This window comes from Acidobacteriota bacterium, assembly GCA_009861545.1.
In the GTDB taxonomy this organism is placed as follows: domain Bacteria; phylum Acidobacteriota; class Vicinamibacteria; order Vicinamibacterales; family UBA8438; genus WTFV01.
The window spans coordinates 1-16,001 of the sequence record VXME01000029.1 but is presented as its reverse complement, the minus strand read 5'-3'; the positions used below and the strand labels follow the sequence as shown (position 1 = coordinate 16,001).

Sequence of the window (16,001 nt, the reverse complement as noted above, 5' to 3'; positions counted from 1 at the left end):
AGTGCCGCGACAGTCGCCACGGAGCACTGCCGGTGCCCTGCCGAACGTCAGCACGCTCCGCAACATGTACGTCGCCGGGGCGCGCCCGTCTCTATGTCGCAGGCCGCTCCTGCGCCAAGGCCCTCAGAAATCGACGTACGCCATCGAACGCCTCGTGGTCGAAGTCCCAGTAGTCCTTCTGCGCCGCCACGCCCACCGATACGTGCGGGTCCTGTCTGGTCGCCAGCCAGGCGTGCGCTCTCGACTTGTCGCGCCGGTGAATGGGACTGCCTGACTCTTCGGCACATTGCAGAAAGACATCGACGCAACGCTCCATCTCGGTACCGGCGAAGGTCCTGCACAGCAGCGTCTCGAGCATTCCATTCTCTCCGTCGCCAGGCAATATCAACGCGCTTACAGAAGGTCCCGCACCGGCACGTTGCTTTGGACGATCCGGCACCGGGAATTCCACGCCTGACCACGTCCGGACGACCCGATTGGCATTCCTCAACGAGGTCTGGATGCTCTGGAATGCAGCTACAGCCGACTCGTCCGCGTCACGAACGATGCCGATGCTCTTCACCGTTCGAAAACCGGTGGCCCCTGCAAGCGTATCGAGAGACTCCCGTAGTCGATCCTTGCCGTCGAGGACCTGAAGCTGAACGTCGGCGATCTGCAAGTGCTCGAGGAGCGCCTCGAAGAAATTCCGCTCGTCCCTGCCTTCCACGAGGAGCTGAATCTCCCGTTCGATACGCTCGGTCGCCATGGTCAGCGGATTTCCATGTTGTGGCGAATCACCCCGCTGATCGCAGACGGACTCAACGTCACGCAGCGGTTCTCGCCATCGATGACTTCGAGGCGATGCAGTCGAAAGCCCTCCGATCCGAGAGCCTCGTGTGCTGCTTCGATGCACTCGAAACTGTGCGTCGTCCCGAATACCTGTACGTTGAACTGCTCTGCAGCCTTCGCGACCACGCGCCATACGTCCGGCAGCACGGAGTGGTGCAGTCCGTTCTCGATTTCATCGACAAGCACCACGCCGCCCGGCGTGGACGCGATCACCAGAAAGATACGGGCGACATGCGTCATGCCCGCTCCCAGGATCGACAACGGCACGAGTTCCCGCAACCCAATGTCGACCCAGATCATGGGTTCGCCACTGGACGAATTGTCCTCGATGCCCTGCAACCTGGAATCGACGACGCGGAGGGCGTCCACGAGCAGATCTCCGCGCTTCTGCTTTCTCAAATGGCCCAGCAGCATGGCGTCGGCGTACGGGTGCCCGCTTCCCGGCAGGAGCATTCTTCGGGGAAATGGAACGTACGGGTCCTGTCGAACGACGGTCACCTTTCTTCCCGCCTCCCGTGCCTCACTTTCGATCGCGCCGGCTACCGGATCGACGTACCTGAATCGGAGTGAACGTCCGCCGGAAGAGGTCGCCGCCAATGCGCCGTCGTGCTTGCCGGGAAAGACCTCCGTCGAGATCGGTCTCTCCCATGTGATTCTCTGCTCGATGTGCCCGACGACCGAGTGGTCGCCGGAAATCACGAGTGCCCTGCCCGTGTCTAGATCGGAGAACAGCGGCTTCCAGAACGTCTCCGACCTCCGAACTTCGTCCGCATCGATGCCACGGAGCAGGTCGGGGTTGACCGCCATGTGCCCGTCAGCCGCTCCGCCGAGCAGAAAAACCGCCTCCAGCAGAGTGGTCTTGCCCGCGTTGTTTCGGCCGGCAACGAGATTGATCCGGCCCAGTTCGTCGATCCGAAGCTCACCGAAGCCGCGGAGATTACGTACGTGCAGTCGTTCCAGCATGCCGGTCGCCCTCTGCTGATGCTAGCGCATGCGGGAACCGAACCCGATCCGGCCGCGGTCCCACCTTCACGAGAGCGCCGGCACCGACACGAGGCCGATCATGTAGAGCACGTAGAGCATCAGCAGGCCGATGCCCGCCGCGCGCCGCACGACACCGTTCTTCAGGACCACGCCGACGATGGTCAGGAAGAAGATGCCGAGCCAGGGGAAGCCGTACCACTGGCTGAAGCGATCGAGGACCAGCGGCTGGATCGTCCCGGACAGGCCGACGATGAGGAGCAGGTTCAGCACGTTCGCCCCGATGATGTTCCCCAGCGACAGGTCCGGCACCCCCTTGCGCGCCGCGGTCACGCCGGTCACCAGCTCCGGCAGCGACGTTCCGATGGCGATGACCGAGAAGCCGATGATGGACGACGGCACACCCAGCGCGCGCGCTAACCCTTGGCCCGACTCGACGAGCAGGTAGCTGCCCGCCAGAACGCAGGCGCCGCCGACGGCGAACCAACCGACCGCCTTCGGCAACCCGCTGGCGGCGTCCCCGTCCTGCGTCTCCTCCCCGGACTCGCGCCGCGACCGCAGAATGCCCAGCAGATCCCAGCCCAGGTAGGCGACGGCCAGGGCCAGCAGCAGGCCGCCGTACATCCGGTCCATCGACAGGTCCCAGGAAAACCCGACGACGAGCAGGCCGCCGCCGACCATCCAGCCGGCCCGCCGGATGAAGTCCGGCCTGTCGACCTGCACCGGCATGATCAGCGCCACGGTCCCCACGATCAGCCCGATGTTGCAGATGCAGGAACCCACCGCGTTGCCGAGCGCGATGCCGGAATCGCCCATCGTCGCAGCGGTGGCCGACACGACCAGCTCCGGCCCGGTGGTGGCCAGGCTCACCAGCGTCCCGCCGATGACGAAGCGGGGAATCCGGAGCGCACGGCCGATGCTGACGCTGGAGTCCACGAACAGATCGCCCCCCTTGGCGACCAGGGCGAATCCGATCGTGATCAGGAGGATGTCGTAGAGCATGGTCGGGTCCGGATCAGCGGGTTTCCTACAGCCCGAGGAAGAGCACCGCGGCACCGCTCGCCGCCACGACGAGCCCCGCCGCGACGTCCGCGTGCCGGCCGATGCGGCCGGCACCCAGCAACGTGACGCCGCGCCACGCCGCGGCCACCGCCGCCAGCATCACCGCGACCGTCAACAGCCCGAACACGCCGACCACGGCCGCGACAGCGAGCCAGTCGCGCGCGATGGCCGGGACCACCATCAGCGGGATGAGCGGCTCGCACGGCCCTAGCACGAACACGATGAAGAGCGCCCACGGCGTGACGCGGTCGGCGCCGGCCGATCCGCCATGCAGGCATGCCGCGTCCGGCCCGCGAAGCCCCCTCCACACGGCCCATGCCGCGTAGGCGAGACCGAAACCGATCAGCAGCGCCGCCGCCAGCTCGCCACGCGCGGACTCGAGCCACAGCAGCGCGTCGGTCGCGATGCCGAGACCGACCCCGACCGCACCAATGACGACGGAGGAAGCGACGTGCCCGCCGCCGCACAGCGCCGTCACCAGCAGCGTGCGCCGGAGCGCCCAGCCCCGGGCGCGGCCGAGGGCGACGAACGGGAGCGAATGGTCGATCCCGAGCAGGGTATGGACTACCGCCAGCGAGGCGGCGGTCCCGAGCAACAGCGTCGTGGTCTGGATCGGATCGGGCATCGGGGTGACGGGAAGCCGGCGACGCGTGCGGCCGGGCGCGTAACGCTACACTAACGGCGACCGGTGATTATGACGCCATGAAGACCCTGGACGCCAAGATCGTCCTTCTCCGCCGGCAGCTTGCCGACCTCGACCGCGTGGTCGTGTGCTTCTCCGGCGGCGTCGACTCCGGCTATCTGCTGGCCGAGGCGGTCAGCGTCCTCGATGATCGCGCCGTCGCGCTGACCGCGGTCTCCCCGAGTCTCGTCCCCGAGGAGGGTGCCGCCGCTCGCCGGCTCGCGGAGCAACTCGGCGCCCGCCATCTGCTCGTCGACACCGCCGAGGTCGACGATCCGCGCTATGCAGCCAACCCGGCCAACCGCTGCTACTTCTGCAAGGTGGAGGTCTACGGCCGGGCGGTTCGCGAGGCGGCGCGGCTCGGAACCCACCACGTCGTGGACGGCTTCAACGTGGACGACCGCGGCGACCACCGGCCGGGACGACAAGCCGCGAAGGAACATGGCGTGCGCTCGCCCCTCGACGACGCCGGGTTCACCAAGGCCGATATCCGGGAGGCGGCGCGCCGGCTCGAACTGCCGGTCTGGAACAAGCCCGCGCTCGCCTGCCTGTCGAGCCGCTTCCCGTACGGAACCGCCATCACCCCCGAACGGCTGACACGGGTGGCCGCCTGCGAGCGGGTGCTGCGCGAGCACGGCTTCTCGATCTGCAGGGTCCGCTACTTCGACGAACGGGCCCGCATCGAGGTGGCGCCCGCTGAGGTCGCCCGCTTCCACGACGCGGCGCTGCTGGCCGACGTCACCGCCCGCTTCCGCGCGGCCGGCTTCCGGGAGATCGAGGTCGATCCCGCCGGGTACCGGCAGGGCGCGCTGAACGAGCCGACGCGCCTGTCTACTACGGCGGACTTCGTACGACGTTATTCGTAGCGGCCTACCCTTGCCCCGCCTCGACGGCCCGGAACATCTCCTCCACCGGGACGACCCGCACGCGGTCCGGATTGATCGCCAGATCGAAGCCCTCGATCAACGCATCCTCCGCCCGAATCTCCTCCGTCACCGCCGTGTTGTAGGTCGCCGGAGAGGGCTCGCCGGCCAGCAGCGCGTCGCGAAACGCCTCGGCGTCGCGGGTGACGACGGCGATGGCCAGGTCGTCGTACTGCAGGTGGCGGCGGATCGCCGCGTTGACGTCGTCGACGGTCAGCGCCGTCAGGCGCCGCTGGATCTCGTCGATGAAGTACTCCCCGCCGTAGAAGGCCGAGTCCATGTGGTAGCCGAGCCGGCGGCTGGTCGTCTGCACGTAGAGCTTCGAGTAGTTGAGCAGGAACTCGCGCGTCGCCTCGAAGTCCTCCACCGACAGCCCCTCGTCGACCAGGACGTGCAGCTCGCGCACCGCCTGCCGCAGCGCGAAGTGCGCGTTGTGGTGCGGCACGGGCCGGATCCAGATGCTGAAGAACTGCCGGCTGCGCGGGATGTTGGGGATCGGCAGGCGGGACCCGCCGTCCTGGATGAAGTTCTCGATATAGGAGTAATCGCCGTAGTTGAGGCCGCGCTGCCCCCGCATCTTGTTCATCAGCAGGCCGTTGAACGTGCGGTGCTCGCCGAAGTAGGAGTTGGCCACCAGCAGGGCGTAGAAGTCGTCGCCGGCGCGGGTCAGATCGATCGGGAAACCGATGGAGATGGCCGTGGCGATGGCGTCCTTGTCGACCACCAGCAGCTCGCGGCCGTCGAGCGCCCGCGGCGCCGGCAGCGGGGCGCGCTCCGCTCCGCCCGCCGGCAGCCGGTAGAGAATCTCCTGCTCGATACGCTCGACGAAGCCGTCGGGATAGCCGCCCGACACGCCGACGAGCGCCCGCGCGCGCGTGTAGTGGTCGCGGTGGAACGCCCGCACGTCGTCCAGGGTCAGGGCGGCCAGACCTTCTTCGGTCCCGACGGTGGGCGCCGCGTACGGATGCCCGGCGTACAGCATCGCGTTCAGGGCCTCCTTGCCCAACTCCTCGTCGTCGCTGCCGCGCAGCGTGGAGACGACGGTGTTGGTCAGGAAGTCCCGGTTCCGAACGAAGTCCGACTCGTCGAACCGCGGCGCCACCACCAAATCGCGCACGATGGCGAAGAACGGCTCCAGGTGATCGCGGTGCACCTCGCCGACCAGCACCGTCATCTCCTTGTCGGACTGCGCGCGAATCGACGCGGACCAGGGATAGAGCGCCTCGGTGATCTCCTGAAATCTCAGCGCCTCGGTGCCGCCCCGCCCCATCATCATTGCGGTCAGGGCGTTCAGGCCGTTCTTCCCTGCCGGATCGTCGACCGAGCCGGTGCGGAAACCGATGCGCAGGGTCACCAGCGGCGAGTTCGGGGTCGGCAATGCGATGATGCCGGCATCTTCGGCGCTCGATCCCGCCGCGCCGCAGCCGGCCACGGCGGCCCCGGCGAGCACGGCGAGCACGAGGCCGAGCGCGGCGGCCGCCCCGAAGCCGCCACCCGCCGCGAACCGCCGCGTCGAAACCGCCGGCGTGCTTGCCCGTCCTGCTGCCAGCGCGGTCATCGTGCTTCCTCCTGGGTCAGGATCACCACGGTCCGGTTGGTGTCCGCGAAATAGGCGTTCGCCACCGTCATGACGTCTTCCGGGGTAACGGCGTCGTACAGCTCGTAGACCCGGTTCACCGTCGCCGGATCCTCCGTAAGCTGCAGATAGTGGCCCAGCGTCCGGGCGATGCCGCCCGGGTTGTCGAGCCCCATCGCGAAGCCGTAGCGCATGTGGGACTTGGTCGCCGCGAGCACGGCCTCGTCGACCGGCTCGGTCTTCATGCGCTCGATCTCGTCGATGACGGCGTCGCGCACGTACTCGATCCGGGTCGGGTCGGTGATGCGCGCGATGATCGTGAACAGCGGCGCGTCGCGGCTGTCGAGCGCGCCTCCCTGCAGCGCGTCGACCACCTGCTCCTCCAGGTAGAGCTTGCGGAACAGCGGCGAGGTCTCGGAGAAGAGAAGCTGCGACAGCACGTCGAGGGCCGGCATGTCGATCCGCTCGTCGGAGAACGCGGGCGCGTGATAGCCCATCATCAGGAACGGCAGCGTCGGGTTGGGCCAGGTTATGCGAGCCGAGCGCGCCTCGGTCTGCGGCGGCTCCTGCGGAATCTCGGGCTCGAAGCTCCCGCGCTCCCATCCGCCGTAGTACTCCGCCGCCAGCCGCGCCAGCTCGGCCTGGTCGAAGTCGCCCACCACGACGACGATGCAGTTCTCGGGCCGGTAATAGCGATCGTAGAACTGCAGGCTGTAGTCGTAGTGGTTCGGCATGTCCCGAATGTCTTCCAGGAACCCGATCGTCGTGTGCTTGTACGGATGCGTCGTGTAGGCGAGGTCGTGCAGCTTCTCGATCAGCAGCGACACCGGGTTCGAAAAGTTCAGGTTGTACTCGCCCAGGATGGCGCCCGCCTCGGTGCGGAAGTCGTCCTCGCTGTACTGCAGATTCCGGAAGCGATCCGATTCGAGGTCCATGATCGTCTCGAGCGCGTCCGAGCTGGCCACGATGTAGTAGGTCGTCCAGTCGCTGGTCGTGAAGGCGTTCGAGTCGGCCCCGATGCGCTTGACGACCGCGTTGTAGGCCTCGGTCGGGTACTTGTCGGTGCCGCGGAACATCATGTGCTCGAAGAAGTGGGCGTAGCCGGAGAATCCCGGCTCCACCTCGTTCCGCGACCCCGTCCGCACCACCGTGTAGTAGGCGACGATGCCGGGGCTGTCGTAGTCGACGCCCACCACCTTCAGCCCGTTGTCGAGCTCGAACGTGGTGATCGGAAACGGAAAGACCTCACGGTCCGCCTGCCCCGCGGCAACGGCCGCAGCGGCCAGCACGAGAGCCGCGGCAACGACGATTGGCTGCTTCCACCTCATGGCGACGTCTCCTGCCGGCGGGCTGAATCGTGACGGAGCCGCATGCCCGGCCCGGCGCCTGAGTATACCGGCGGATACGGCCCGGGACGGCTACCGCCGCGGCCTGCTCTCACCTGCGGCGCGACTCGCCCGCCGGCTCCCGCGGAAGTCCGCCCGCCGGCCCGTCGAGCTCGCCTCCCATTGGAAAACGACGGAGCGCCGGTTGACACCCGTTCGCACAGGCGTCGAAGATGAAATCGGATGCAGAGGGCGCTACCCGCGGCGGGGCCGGGAGCGGCGCACGTCCGGGTCACCGTCGAGAGGACGGGTGGGACGCGTCGCGGTGCGCTTGCCGCCCACGCGGCGGCCGGACTAGACTGGATTCGCCCAGCCGCCAGCGCCTGCCTCGAACGGGGCCGGACAGGGATACGAAAGCCAGCGACACCCGTTGCCCGCGTTGCCTCGATCGGTCAGGCCGTATCGACCCTGCACTTCTCGAAGGCCTGCCGACTTGGGAAGAAGGCGGGTCTCCGCGAGCACGCCGGGCGTCCGTGCAATCCTCCGACGCAAGCGGAGCTGCACGATTGGGTTGGTCGACGTGAACACCTTGACAAGAGGAACCCGTAGATGACGCATGCACATACACGACCGTACATGCCGCTGATTGCCTGGCTGGCGGCCGCCGGCGCAACGCTGGCCGGCGCGGCGCCGACCCACGCGCAGGCGCCCGCGGGAGACGCGCGGGTGTTCGTCAACGTCAACGGCGGCCTGCAGACGCAGACCCGCGGCTTTTCGGAGGACATCGCCTTCCCCGAAACCGGCGGGGTGTACCGCGAAATCGTGTCGGGGGCCGCGGCGCAGGAGCAGGCCCGCTTCGAGAGCGACTATCGCTTCGAGAACCCCACGCTCCTCGACGTGAGCGGCGGGGTGCGCGTCGCGCCGTACTTCGCCCTCGGGGTCGGTGTGTCGCGCTTCCTGATCGAGGAAACGGCCAGCGTGTCGGCACAGGTCCCGCATCCGATCTTCTTCGACCGGGATCGCTCCATCTCCGGCACGTCGCCGCCTCTCACCCGCGAAGAAACGGCCATCCATCTGCAGGCGCTCGTCGTGCTGCCGGTCACCCGCTCGTTCACGGTGACCGGGTTCGGCGGACCCACGTTCTTCGAGGTGAAGCAGCAACTGGTCACCGACGTGAACTTCACCCACGCCTATCCCTACGACACCGCCGAGTTCTCGAGTGCGGTCACCGGCCAGGAGTCTTCCGACGCTGCCGGCTTCAACGTGGGAGTCGACGTCGCCTTCTATTTCACCGGCAACGTCGGTGTCGGTTGGCTCACCCGCTACAGCCGCGCGATGGTCGAGGTCCCGTCGGTCAGCGGCGAAACGCTCGACATCGAGGTGGGCGGACTGCATACCGCGGTGGGCCTGCGCCTGCGGTTCTGAACGCGGCGACGCACGGTGAACCCATGCCTGGCAAGCCTGACTGCAGGGGAGATCGACACGCAATGAGAACCGCCACACGACTCGCAATCGCCTCGGCCCTCGTCGGGGTCGGGCTCATGGCCGCGGAACAGGACGCCGCGTCCCAGGAATCCGCCGTACTTTCCGTCTCCGCCGGACACGCGGCGGGCGTCGACGAGCTGCGGCAGTGGGACGCGTCGATCGACGGCATGGCGCGGACCGGCGAGCTCGTCGTCATGTCGCACCTGAGCGACGCCTCCCTGGAGGGACGCACGCACGAATACCTGGCACAGTACCATGCCGGCATTCCCGTGTTCGGCGGCGGGGTCTCCCGGCAACTCGACCCGGCCGGCGTCACCGTGTCGCTCTTCGGCACGCTGCACCAGGGGATCGACGTGAACTTCGCGCCGGCGCTGTCGGGAGCGGAGGTCGCCGCGCGGCTCGAGGAGATGCACGGCGGAGAGGTCGTCGGCGGCGGGCAGCCGGCGCTCGGCATCCTGCCGCTGCCGGACGGCTCGTTCGCGCTGGCCTACGCCGTCGCCATGAGCGACGGGTACTTCTACTTCGCCGACGCTGGCGACGGCAGCCTCCTGCACCGCCTCAACGCGGTGAAGAATCAGCAGGCTGCGGTCGGCGCCGGCACCGGCTCGCAGGGCAACCAACGGAAGCTGAGCACGACAGAGGAGGACGGCCGCTTCCAGGCCCACGACCGGATGCGGCCGGCGGAGATCGTCACTCTCGATGTCCGGTTCAACTTCCTGCGCGCCAACCGCCTGATGACCGACCACCTCATCGAGGGCCTGCCGCCGGGCGAAGCGGTCTGGACGGCGGACGACTACGCGATCGACGCCGACAACGAGTGGGACGACCCGACCGTTGTCGAAGCCCACGCCTACACCGGCTGGTTCTACGACTACTTCTCCGCGCGGCACGGCTGGGAGGGCGTCGACGGCGCGAACGGGCGCACCATCAGCTTGGTCAACCTCGGCTTCGCGAATGCCTTCTTCGCATCTCCGCCATTCGGCCCGGAGGGCAACGGCGCGTTCGGGTACGGGCGGCGGATCGACGAGACGAACGAGGAGCCGTACACGCTGTTCGACGTCGTCGGGCACGAGCTGATGCACGGCGTGACGCACTTCTCGGTCAGCAATCGCACCGGCAGCCCCCTCGGTCTCTTCAACGTCCGCCCCCTCGGGGCCAGACTCGGCCCGCGGAGCTTCACGGACAGATTCGGACAGACGCACACGTGCGACACCGCGCGGTTCCCGGGCCTGGTCGAGACGCCGGAGGGGCTCGATGATGGGCTGGTGCCGGCCTTGTGCCACGACGGCCGGTTCGTCCTGGCCCACTCGGGCGACGGAGCCATCCACGAGGGCTACTCCGACATCTTCGGCGAGTCCCTGGGGTTCTACTATGAAGACGAAGGCGTCTCGGCGGACTATCTCGTCGGCGGCGACTTCAAGGAAGGCGCCATTCGTTCCATGATCGACCCCAAGTCGCTACGAGACGGCTTCTATCCGGATGCATATGCCGACCGCTACGACTTCGCTCTCACTCTGCGTGACGGCAGGTTCTGGAACTTCTCCGGGCACATCTTCGTCCGCGGCGAGTACTTCGGCACCCTGCGCAACGACGATTTCGGCTACGGCGGCGACCACTGGAACTCGCTGATCCTGAGCCACGCCTTCTACCTGGCCATCGAGGGTGGAACGCACCGTACCAGCGGCATGACGGTCGAGGGCGCCGGCGATGCCAACCGGGGAGAGATCGAACGGATCTTCTTCCGCGCGATGCGGGACCTGATGCCGGCGATGGCGACGCTGCCGATCACCGCTGCGCTCATCCGCCAGTCCGCGGCCGACCTCGCCCCCGGCAGCGACGCGCAACGGGCGATCGACGAGGCGCTCCGCGCTGTGGGACTGGGGCCGGGCGTGCTCTGAGGCGGGATGCTGGCCGGGCCGGCCGCCTCCGAGGACGACCGGCCCGGCGCGATGCCTACCGGGGCGTCGGCCGCCCCATGATCGTCGGCTTCTGCTCCGAGAGGCTGTCGACCACCGCCTGCGTCACCACGTTCGAGAAGAGCGGTCGGATGCTCAGGTGGTTGTAGGGCCGGATCTGGATCATCAGGATCCCGATGAGGTCCTCCACCGGATCCGCCCAGTAGAGCGTCCCATAGGCGCCGCCCCAGGTGTAGCTGCCGATCGAAAGGGCGTCGGGGGCCTGGGCGGAGTTGGTCAGCACCCCGAAGCCGAGCCCGAAGCCGTAGCCGCCGCCGCGGATGTAGACCGGCCGGTCGGCGCCGATGTGGTTGCTGATCATGTTGTCGACGGTCATCCGCCCGAGCAGCCGCGTCCCGTTCAGCTCACCCCCGTTGGCGATCATCTGGGCGAACTGGAGGTAGTCGGCCGCGGTGCCCGCCAGGCCGGCGATGCCGCGGAACATGCGGGTCGGCTCGACGTAGGTCGGCGACACCATCAGCTCGATCTTGCCGTTCTCGTCCGGCCGGTAGACCGAGGCCATCCGCTCCACCTTCTCTTGCGGCACGTAGTAGTAGGTGTCGGTCATGCCGAGCGGCTCGAAGATGCGCTCGCGCAGGAAGTCGTCGATCGACTGGCCGGAGATCTTCTCCACCAGGACCGCCACGTAGTCGGTGGAATCGCCGTACTGCCACTCGTCGCCGGGGTGGAACGCGCCCGGTATCACGGCGGCGTTGGCCACCCGCTCGGCCAGCGTCGGCCAGCCCTTGCCGTCGTTGGTGACGTGGTCGATCTGCGCCTGGCTCAGCCCCCTGCCCTGCGGATTCAGCGTCAGGCCCGACGTGTGCGTCAGCACGTGGCGCACCGTGACCGGGCGCGCCTCCGGCACGGTGAGCGGCCGCACGCCGTCGCGGTTGAGGCGCACCGTGTGGTTCTCGTACTCCGGAATCCACTTCGAGATCGGGTCGTCGAGCAGGAACCGCCCCTCCTCGAACAGCATCATCAACGCCGTCGAGACTATCGGCTTGGTCATCGACATCAGGACGAAGATGGTGTCCTCGGTCATCGGGACGCCGTTCTCCTTGTCGCGCCAGCCCTGCGCCTCGAAGTGCACCACCTTCCCCTTGCGGGCGACCAGGGTGACCGCGCCGGCGATGCGGTCGGCGTCGATGTACTCCTGGATGAAGCTGTCGATGCGCTTCAGGCGCTCCGACGACATGCCCACCGACTCGGGCTTCGCGACGACCACGTCCTCGGCCGCCCGCAACGACGGGGCCGCCAGCAGCACCGCGGCCAACAGCGCGGCTATCGTCCCCGCCGCCCAACCGTTACCGCTCTTGCTTGCATTTCTCATGTCGTTACCTCTCCCCCTGAACCGGCAAGCCGGTCGCAGATCAACCATGCAGGTCCCGGACCCGCGTTATCCCGCAACGATCCGTTGAGTATAGTGAAGAGAGGGATGCCCGCCTTGCCCGGATCGGACCCGGCGACGCCGCCTGCACGGGACAATCGGAAGGCCGAGTCCGTTGCGCGGCCGCGCATCCTCCCAACGGTCTGGCGAGGCGTGCGACGGCGCTGTCCCCACTGCGGGCGCGGACCGCTCTTCGTCCGCTGGATTACGCTCCACCGGCAGTGCCCCGACTGCGGCCTGGTGTATCTCCGCAATCAGGGAGATATCTGGTTCTTCTGGATCGTGATGGACCGCATCCCGATCCTGCTCGGCATCGCGGCCATCTTCTTCGGCTTCCGCATCACCACGTGGCTGAACGGCGTGGGTTTCTTCCTGGCCGTCGCCGGCCCTCTCGTGGCGACGATGCCGCAACGACAGGGTGCGGCGGTGGCCCTCAGCTACCTGTCGCGGGTCTATTTCCGGGACCCCTCCGACGTCCTGCCCGCCCCGCTCGACGACTGCATCGGCGCCATCGACCGTGCACCGGAAACGCACTCCGGCGATCCGCGGCACGCGCCGACGGTCCCTGGAGCGGGGCCTTCGCCGCGGGCTCCTAGTAGTCCGCGGCGGCCAGCGAGACCCGGATGATCTCTTCGTCGTTGCGCGTCACGAGGTGCCGGTTCGCATAGGCCGGCTGCGTCCAGTTGACGGCGCGGTCCTCGAAGCGGCGCGGCCCGTAGCCGGCGCGCGACGTCGGCTCGATCAGCCGGGTGCGGTCGAGCTCCACGTAGCCCGCCGGCGTAAACTGCGCGATGATCAGGTCGCCGGCGTCGTTGTTGACGAAGTAGCGGTCGCCGTGGCGCACCAGGAACGCGGCGCCCCAGCGGCGCTGCACGGTCATCCGGTCGCTCACCCACAGGCGTTCGCCGGTCGTGGCGTCGAGGCCGCGCAGCTCGCCGTAGCTGCCGACCCCGTACAGGTAGTCACCCTCGATGATCGGGGTGGTGATGAGCGCATGCAGCCCCGCCGTCTGGTCCGGCATCTCGCCGGTGCCCGCCACCTGCCAGAGCACGTCGGCGTCGGGCCGGTCGGTGTCGAGACGGAGCATCAGCGAGCCACCGTAGAACTGACTGAAGAAGAGGTAATTGTCGCTGCGGACGGGGGTCGCGACGGTGATGGCCGAGCGCGCCTCCCACGCCTGCTCCCAGTAGATCTCGCCGGTCTGGGGATTGAGCGAGCTGACGCCGCTCGGGTGCCAGACGATGAGCTGCCGCACGCCGCCCGCCTCGTAGATCACCGGCTGCGCGTAGCCCATCTCCGTCACCACGTCGATGGCCCGCCATACCTCCTCGCCGGTGCGCTTGTCGAAGGCGACGACCAGCGCATCCGGCTCGCCGCCCACGACGGCGATGAGAAGGTCGCCGTCGACCAGCGGCGAGCTCGACGTCCCCCAGACCGGGACCGTCGTGTCGTACTCGGCCACGGTGTCGTGCTGCCAGACCACGGCGCCGGTCTCCACTTCGAGGCACAGGAGCATGCCGGCTCCACCGGCGACGTAGACGCGATCCCCGTCCACCGTCGGAGTGGCGCGCGGTCCGGTCGCGTACGAGAACTGCAGATTGCGGTAGGCCGCCGGCCACTCGTGCGTCCAGAGCACCTCCCCCGTCTGCTCGTCTAGCGCCAGGACCCGCTCGGTCCCGTCCATCACGCGCGTCCTGAGGAGAAACTCGAAGTCGGTGACGAAGACGCGCCCGTCGGCGACGACCGGACCGGCGAAGCCTCCCTTGACCGGCGTCCGCCAGACCACCTTCAGGCCCTCGGACGGAAAGCGCTCGAGGATGCCGTCCTCCGTCCAGACCGCCGTGCGGCCGGCGCCCCGCCACTCGGGCCAGTCCGCGGCAAAAAGCGAGGTTCCCACCAGCGCGGCGCACAGCACCGCGGTCATGCATACCGGCCGCAACGTTCGCATCGTCGTGTTCCCTTCAGATCGTGTCGGGGACCCGCGCCGCATCCTCCGCCGGGCCCGCAAGTGAACCGGGGCCGCCGTAACGGCCCCGGACCGTCGTCACTCGTAGTCGCTGGCCGCGAGCGACACGCGGATGATCTCGCTGTGGTTCCGGTGCACGATGTGCCGGTTGGCGTAGGCCGGATGGGTCCAGTTGACCGGTCGATCCCACCGCAGGCGCGGGCCGGACCCGATGCCGGAGCGGCTGTCCGCCTCGATGAGCCGCGTGCGGTCGAGCTCCACGTAACCCTCCGGGGTGAACTGCGCGATCATCAGATAGCCGTCGTCGTTGTTGACGAAGTAACGGTCGCCGTGCCGCACGAAGAACGCGGCCCCCCAGCGCGCCTGCGCGGTCATCTCGTCGCTCATCCAAACGCGTTCGCCCGTCCGCGCGTCCAGGCCGCGCAGCTCGCCGTAGCTGCCCACGCCGTAGATGTAGTCGCCGATGATGAGCGGCGTGGTGATCAGGGCGTGCAGGCCGTCGGTCTGGTCCGGCATCTCGCTGCGGCTGCTCCCCTGCCACAGCATCGAGGCGGCGGGCCGGTCCTGGTTGAGCCGCATCATCATCGAGCCGTTGTAGAACTGCGACACCAGCAGGTAGTCGCCGCTGCGCACGGGGGTGGCGACCGACATGCCGGCGCCGACCTCCCACTCCTGCTCCCAGTAGACCTCGCCGGTCTCCGGATCGAGCGAGACGAGGGCCGCCGCGTGCCAGACGATGAGCTGCCGCACGCCGCCCGCCTCGTAGATGACCGGCTGGCCGTAGCCCATCTCGCCCACGACGTCGACCGCGCGCCAGATCTCCTCGCCCGTGCGCTTGTCGAAGGCCACGACCAACGCATCCGGCTCGCCCCCGACGACGGCGATCAGCTTGTCGCCGTCGACGAGCGGTGCGCTCGCGGTGCCCCAGGTCGGGATGCTGGTGTCGTACTCCTCGACGTAGTTCTTGCTCCAGATGACCTCGCCGGTCTCGACGTCGAGGCAGAACAGGCGTCCGGTGGCGCCGGAAACGTAGACGCGATCGCCATCCACCGTCGGCGTGGCGCGCGGGCCCTTCGCGTAGGAGACCATCAGCATCCGGTAGGTGGTCTGCCATTCGTGGGTCCAGAGCACCTCGCCGGTCTCTTCGTCGAGCGCCACGACGCGCTCGGTGCCGTCGAGAGTCCGCGACTCGGGATCCTCCAGCCAGTCGAGCACGAACACGCGGCCACCGGCGACGGCCGGCCCGGAATAGCCGGACCGGAGCGGCGTCCGCCACTTGACCGTCAGACCGCCCTCCGGGAACGACTCGATGATGCCGTCCTCATGCCAGATTCCCAGCCGATCGACGCCGCGCCACTGCTGCCAGTCGTCCGCCCCCAGCGAAACCGTGAGCAACCCGCACGCGACCAGCGCCAGCGCCAAGTTCCGTACGACCGTCATGAGCCACCTCTCGCTTTCCATGTCATAGCGTGCCTGCCGCCTCAGCCCTCCGGCCGCCGGACGGTACCTGTCGCGCCGCGGGCCGTCCTATTGTGAACCAAACCGTGAACCGGACGAAACCTCGGCGACGACCGCGTGCAGCCGAAAGCGGACACCGGCCTGCCCGTTGCGGTGGACAGGCGCCCGGAGCTCGGGCGCTTTTCACGCGGTGAACAACGGGCGCCGATTCTGGCACGGTCCCTGCTACACTCCGTACCGCCAGCCTGCCGGAGGAGATTCGCGATGTTGCGTACCGCTTCCTGCCTCGTGGCGGTTTCTCTCGTGCTGTCGCTCGTTGCGCCCGCGCTTGCGGCCGACGACGGACAGCAGGCCCGGCGCCGCGACGGAG

The 16,001-nt window shown here is 68.2% G+C and carries 13 protein-coding genes; 4 read left to right on the top strand and 9 right to left on the bottom strand.

From position 1 onward, the window contains the following. Positions 1 to 91: 91 nt before the first annotated feature. The 4 genes from F4X11_04220 to F4X11_04205 form a co-directional block, all read right to left on the bottom strand. Positions 92 to 745 (bottom strand): hypothetical protein, encoded by a 654-nt coding sequence (locus F4X11_04220; GenBank protein MYN64220.1) that lies wholly within the window; start codon positions 743 to 745, stop codon positions 92 to 94. 2 nt (positions 746 to 747) lie between these two features. Beyond that, the gene (locus F4X11_04215; protein ID MYN64219.1) at positions 748 to 1,791 is read right to left on the bottom strand and encodes an AAA family ATPase; all 1,044 of its coding nucleotides are present in this window, start codon (positions 1,789 to 1,791) and stop codon (positions 748 to 750) included. Positions 1,792 to 1,857: 66 nt separating this feature from the next. Further along, a complete protein-coding gene (locus tag F4X11_04210) occupies positions 1,858 to 2,811 on the bottom strand; it encodes a calcium/sodium antiporter (protein MYN64218.1) in 954 nt (317 codons plus the stop codon). 25 nt (positions 2,812 to 2,836) lie between these two features. Then, the gene (locus tag F4X11_04205; GenBank protein ID MYN64217.1) at positions 2,837 to 3,496 is read right to left on the bottom strand and encodes a hypothetical protein; all 660 of its coding nucleotides are present in this window, start codon (positions 3,494 to 3,496) and stop codon (positions 2,837 to 2,839) included. Between the two features lie 77 nt (positions 3,497 to 3,573). Here F4X11_04205 and larE point away from each other — a divergent pair, with 77 nt between their 5' ends. Further along, positions 3,574 to 4,419 carry an ATP-dependent sacrificial sulfur transferase LarE gene (larE, locus tag F4X11_04200; GenBank protein MYN64216.1) on the top strand — a complete coding sequence of 282 codons (846 nt, stop codon included), beginning with the start codon at positions 3,574 to 3,576 and terminating at the stop codon, positions 4,417 to 4,419. Between the two features lie 4 nt (positions 4,420 to 4,423). Here larE and F4X11_04195 read toward each other — a convergent pair whose 3' ends face one another. Next, entirely contained in the window at positions 4,424 to 6,034 is a 1,611-nt protein-coding gene (locus tag F4X11_04195) for an insulinase family protein (protein ID MYN64215.1), read from the bottom strand. Then, on the bottom strand, positions 6,031 to 7,380 hold the full coding sequence (locus F4X11_04190; protein MYN64214.1) for an insulinase family protein: 1,350 nt from the start codon (positions 7,378 to 7,380) through the stop codon (positions 6,031 to 6,033). Before F4X11_04190 ends, F4X11_04195 begins: the two co-directional genes overlap by 4 nt. Before the next feature lie 606 nt (positions 7,381 to 7,986). On the opposite strand from F4X11_04190, the gene F4X11_04185 reads away from it, so the two are divergent. Both F4X11_04185 and F4X11_04180 read left to right on the top strand, forming a co-directional pair. Continuing rightward, positions 7,987 to 8,802: a hypothetical protein gene (locus F4X11_04185; GenBank protein MYN64213.1), complete on the top strand. Its 816-nt coding sequence runs from the start codon at positions 7,987 to 7,989 to the stop codon at positions 8,800 to 8,802. Positions 8,803 to 8,825: 23 nt separating this feature from the next. Then, the gene (locus tag F4X11_04180) at positions 8,826 to 10,760 is read left to right on the top strand and encodes a hypothetical protein (protein ID MYN64212.1); all 1,935 of its coding nucleotides are present in this window, start codon (positions 8,826 to 8,828) and stop codon (positions 10,758 to 10,760) included. 55 nt (positions 10,761 to 10,815) lie between these two features. On the opposite strand, the gene F4X11_04175 is transcribed toward F4X11_04180, so the two are convergent. Further along, the gene (locus F4X11_04175) at positions 10,816 to 12,198 is read right to left on the bottom strand and encodes a beta-lactamase family protein (protein ID MYN64211.1); all 1,383 of its coding nucleotides are present in this window, start codon (positions 12,196 to 12,198) and stop codon (positions 10,816 to 10,818) included. Positions 12,199 to 12,360: 162 nt separating this feature from the next. On the opposite strand from F4X11_04175, the gene F4X11_04170 reads away from it, so the two are divergent. Next, complete coding sequence (locus F4X11_04170; GenBank protein ID MYN64210.1) at positions 12,361 to 12,834, top strand: DUF983 domain-containing protein; 474 nt, start codon at positions 12,361 to 12,363, stop codon at positions 12,832 to 12,834. Here F4X11_04170 and F4X11_04165 read toward each other — a convergent pair. Further along, the gene (locus tag F4X11_04165; protein ID MYN64209.1) at positions 12,800 to 14,197 is read right to left on the bottom strand and encodes a PQQ-binding-like beta-propeller repeat protein; all 1,398 of its coding nucleotides are present in this window, start codon (positions 14,195 to 14,197) and stop codon (positions 12,800 to 12,802) included. The two genes, F4X11_04170 and F4X11_04165, sit on opposite strands and share 35 nt — an antisense overlap. A 54-nt stretch (positions 14,198 to 14,251) precedes the next feature. Next, positions 14,252 to 15,613 carry a PQQ-binding-like beta-propeller repeat protein gene (locus tag F4X11_04160; GenBank protein ID MYN64208.1) on the bottom strand — a complete coding sequence of 454 codons (1,362 nt, stop codon included), beginning with the start codon at positions 15,611 to 15,613 and terminating at the stop codon, positions 14,252 to 14,254. Positions 15,614 to 16,001 lie beyond the last annotated feature (388 nt).

Bases quoted from the DNA above. Each gene is read 5' to 3' on its own strand.
- F4X11_04220 (MYN64220.1), bottom strand. From the start codon at position 745: ATGGCGACCGAGCGTATCGAACGGGAGATTCAGCTCCTCGTGGAAGGC.
- F4X11_04215 (MYN64219.1), bottom strand. From the start codon at position 1,791: ATGCTGGAACGACTGCACGTACGTAATCTCCGCGGCTTCGGTGAGCTT.
- F4X11_04210 (MYN64218.1), bottom strand. From the start codon at position 2,811: ATGCTCTACGACATCCTCCTGATCACGATCGGATTCGCCCTGGTCGCC.
- F4X11_04205 (MYN64217.1), bottom strand. From the start codon at position 3,496: ATGCCCGATCCGATCCAGACCACGACGCTGTTGCTCGGGACCGCCGCC.
- larE (MYN64216.1), top strand. From the start codon at position 3,574: ATGAAGACCCTGGACGCCAAGATCGTCCTTCTCCGCCGGCAGCTTGCC.
- F4X11_04195 (MYN64215.1), bottom strand. From the start codon at position 6,034: ATGACCGCGCTGGCAGCAGGACGGGCAAGCACGCCGGCGGTTTCGACG.
- F4X11_04190 (MYN64214.1), bottom strand. From the start codon at position 7,380: ATGAGGTGGAAGCAGCCAATCGTCGTTGCCGCGGCTCTCGTGCTGGCC.
- F4X11_04185 (MYN64213.1), top strand. From the start codon at position 7,987: ATGACGCATGCACATACACGACCGTACATGCCGCTGATTGCCTGGCTG.
- F4X11_04180 (MYN64212.1), top strand. From the start codon at position 8,826: ATGCCTGGCAAGCCTGACTGCAGGGGAGATCGACACGCAATGAGAACC.
- F4X11_04175 (MYN64211.1), bottom strand. From the start codon at position 12,198: ATGGTTGATCTGCGACCGGCTTGCCGGTTCAGGGGGAGAGGTAACGAC.
- F4X11_04165 (MYN64209.1), bottom strand. From the start codon at position 14,197: ATGCGGCGCGGGTCCCCGACACGATCTGAAGGGAACACGACGATGCGA.
- F4X11_04160 (MYN64208.1), bottom strand. From the start codon at position 15,613: ATGACGGTCGTACGGAACTTGGCGCTGGCGCTGGTCGCGTGCGGGTTG.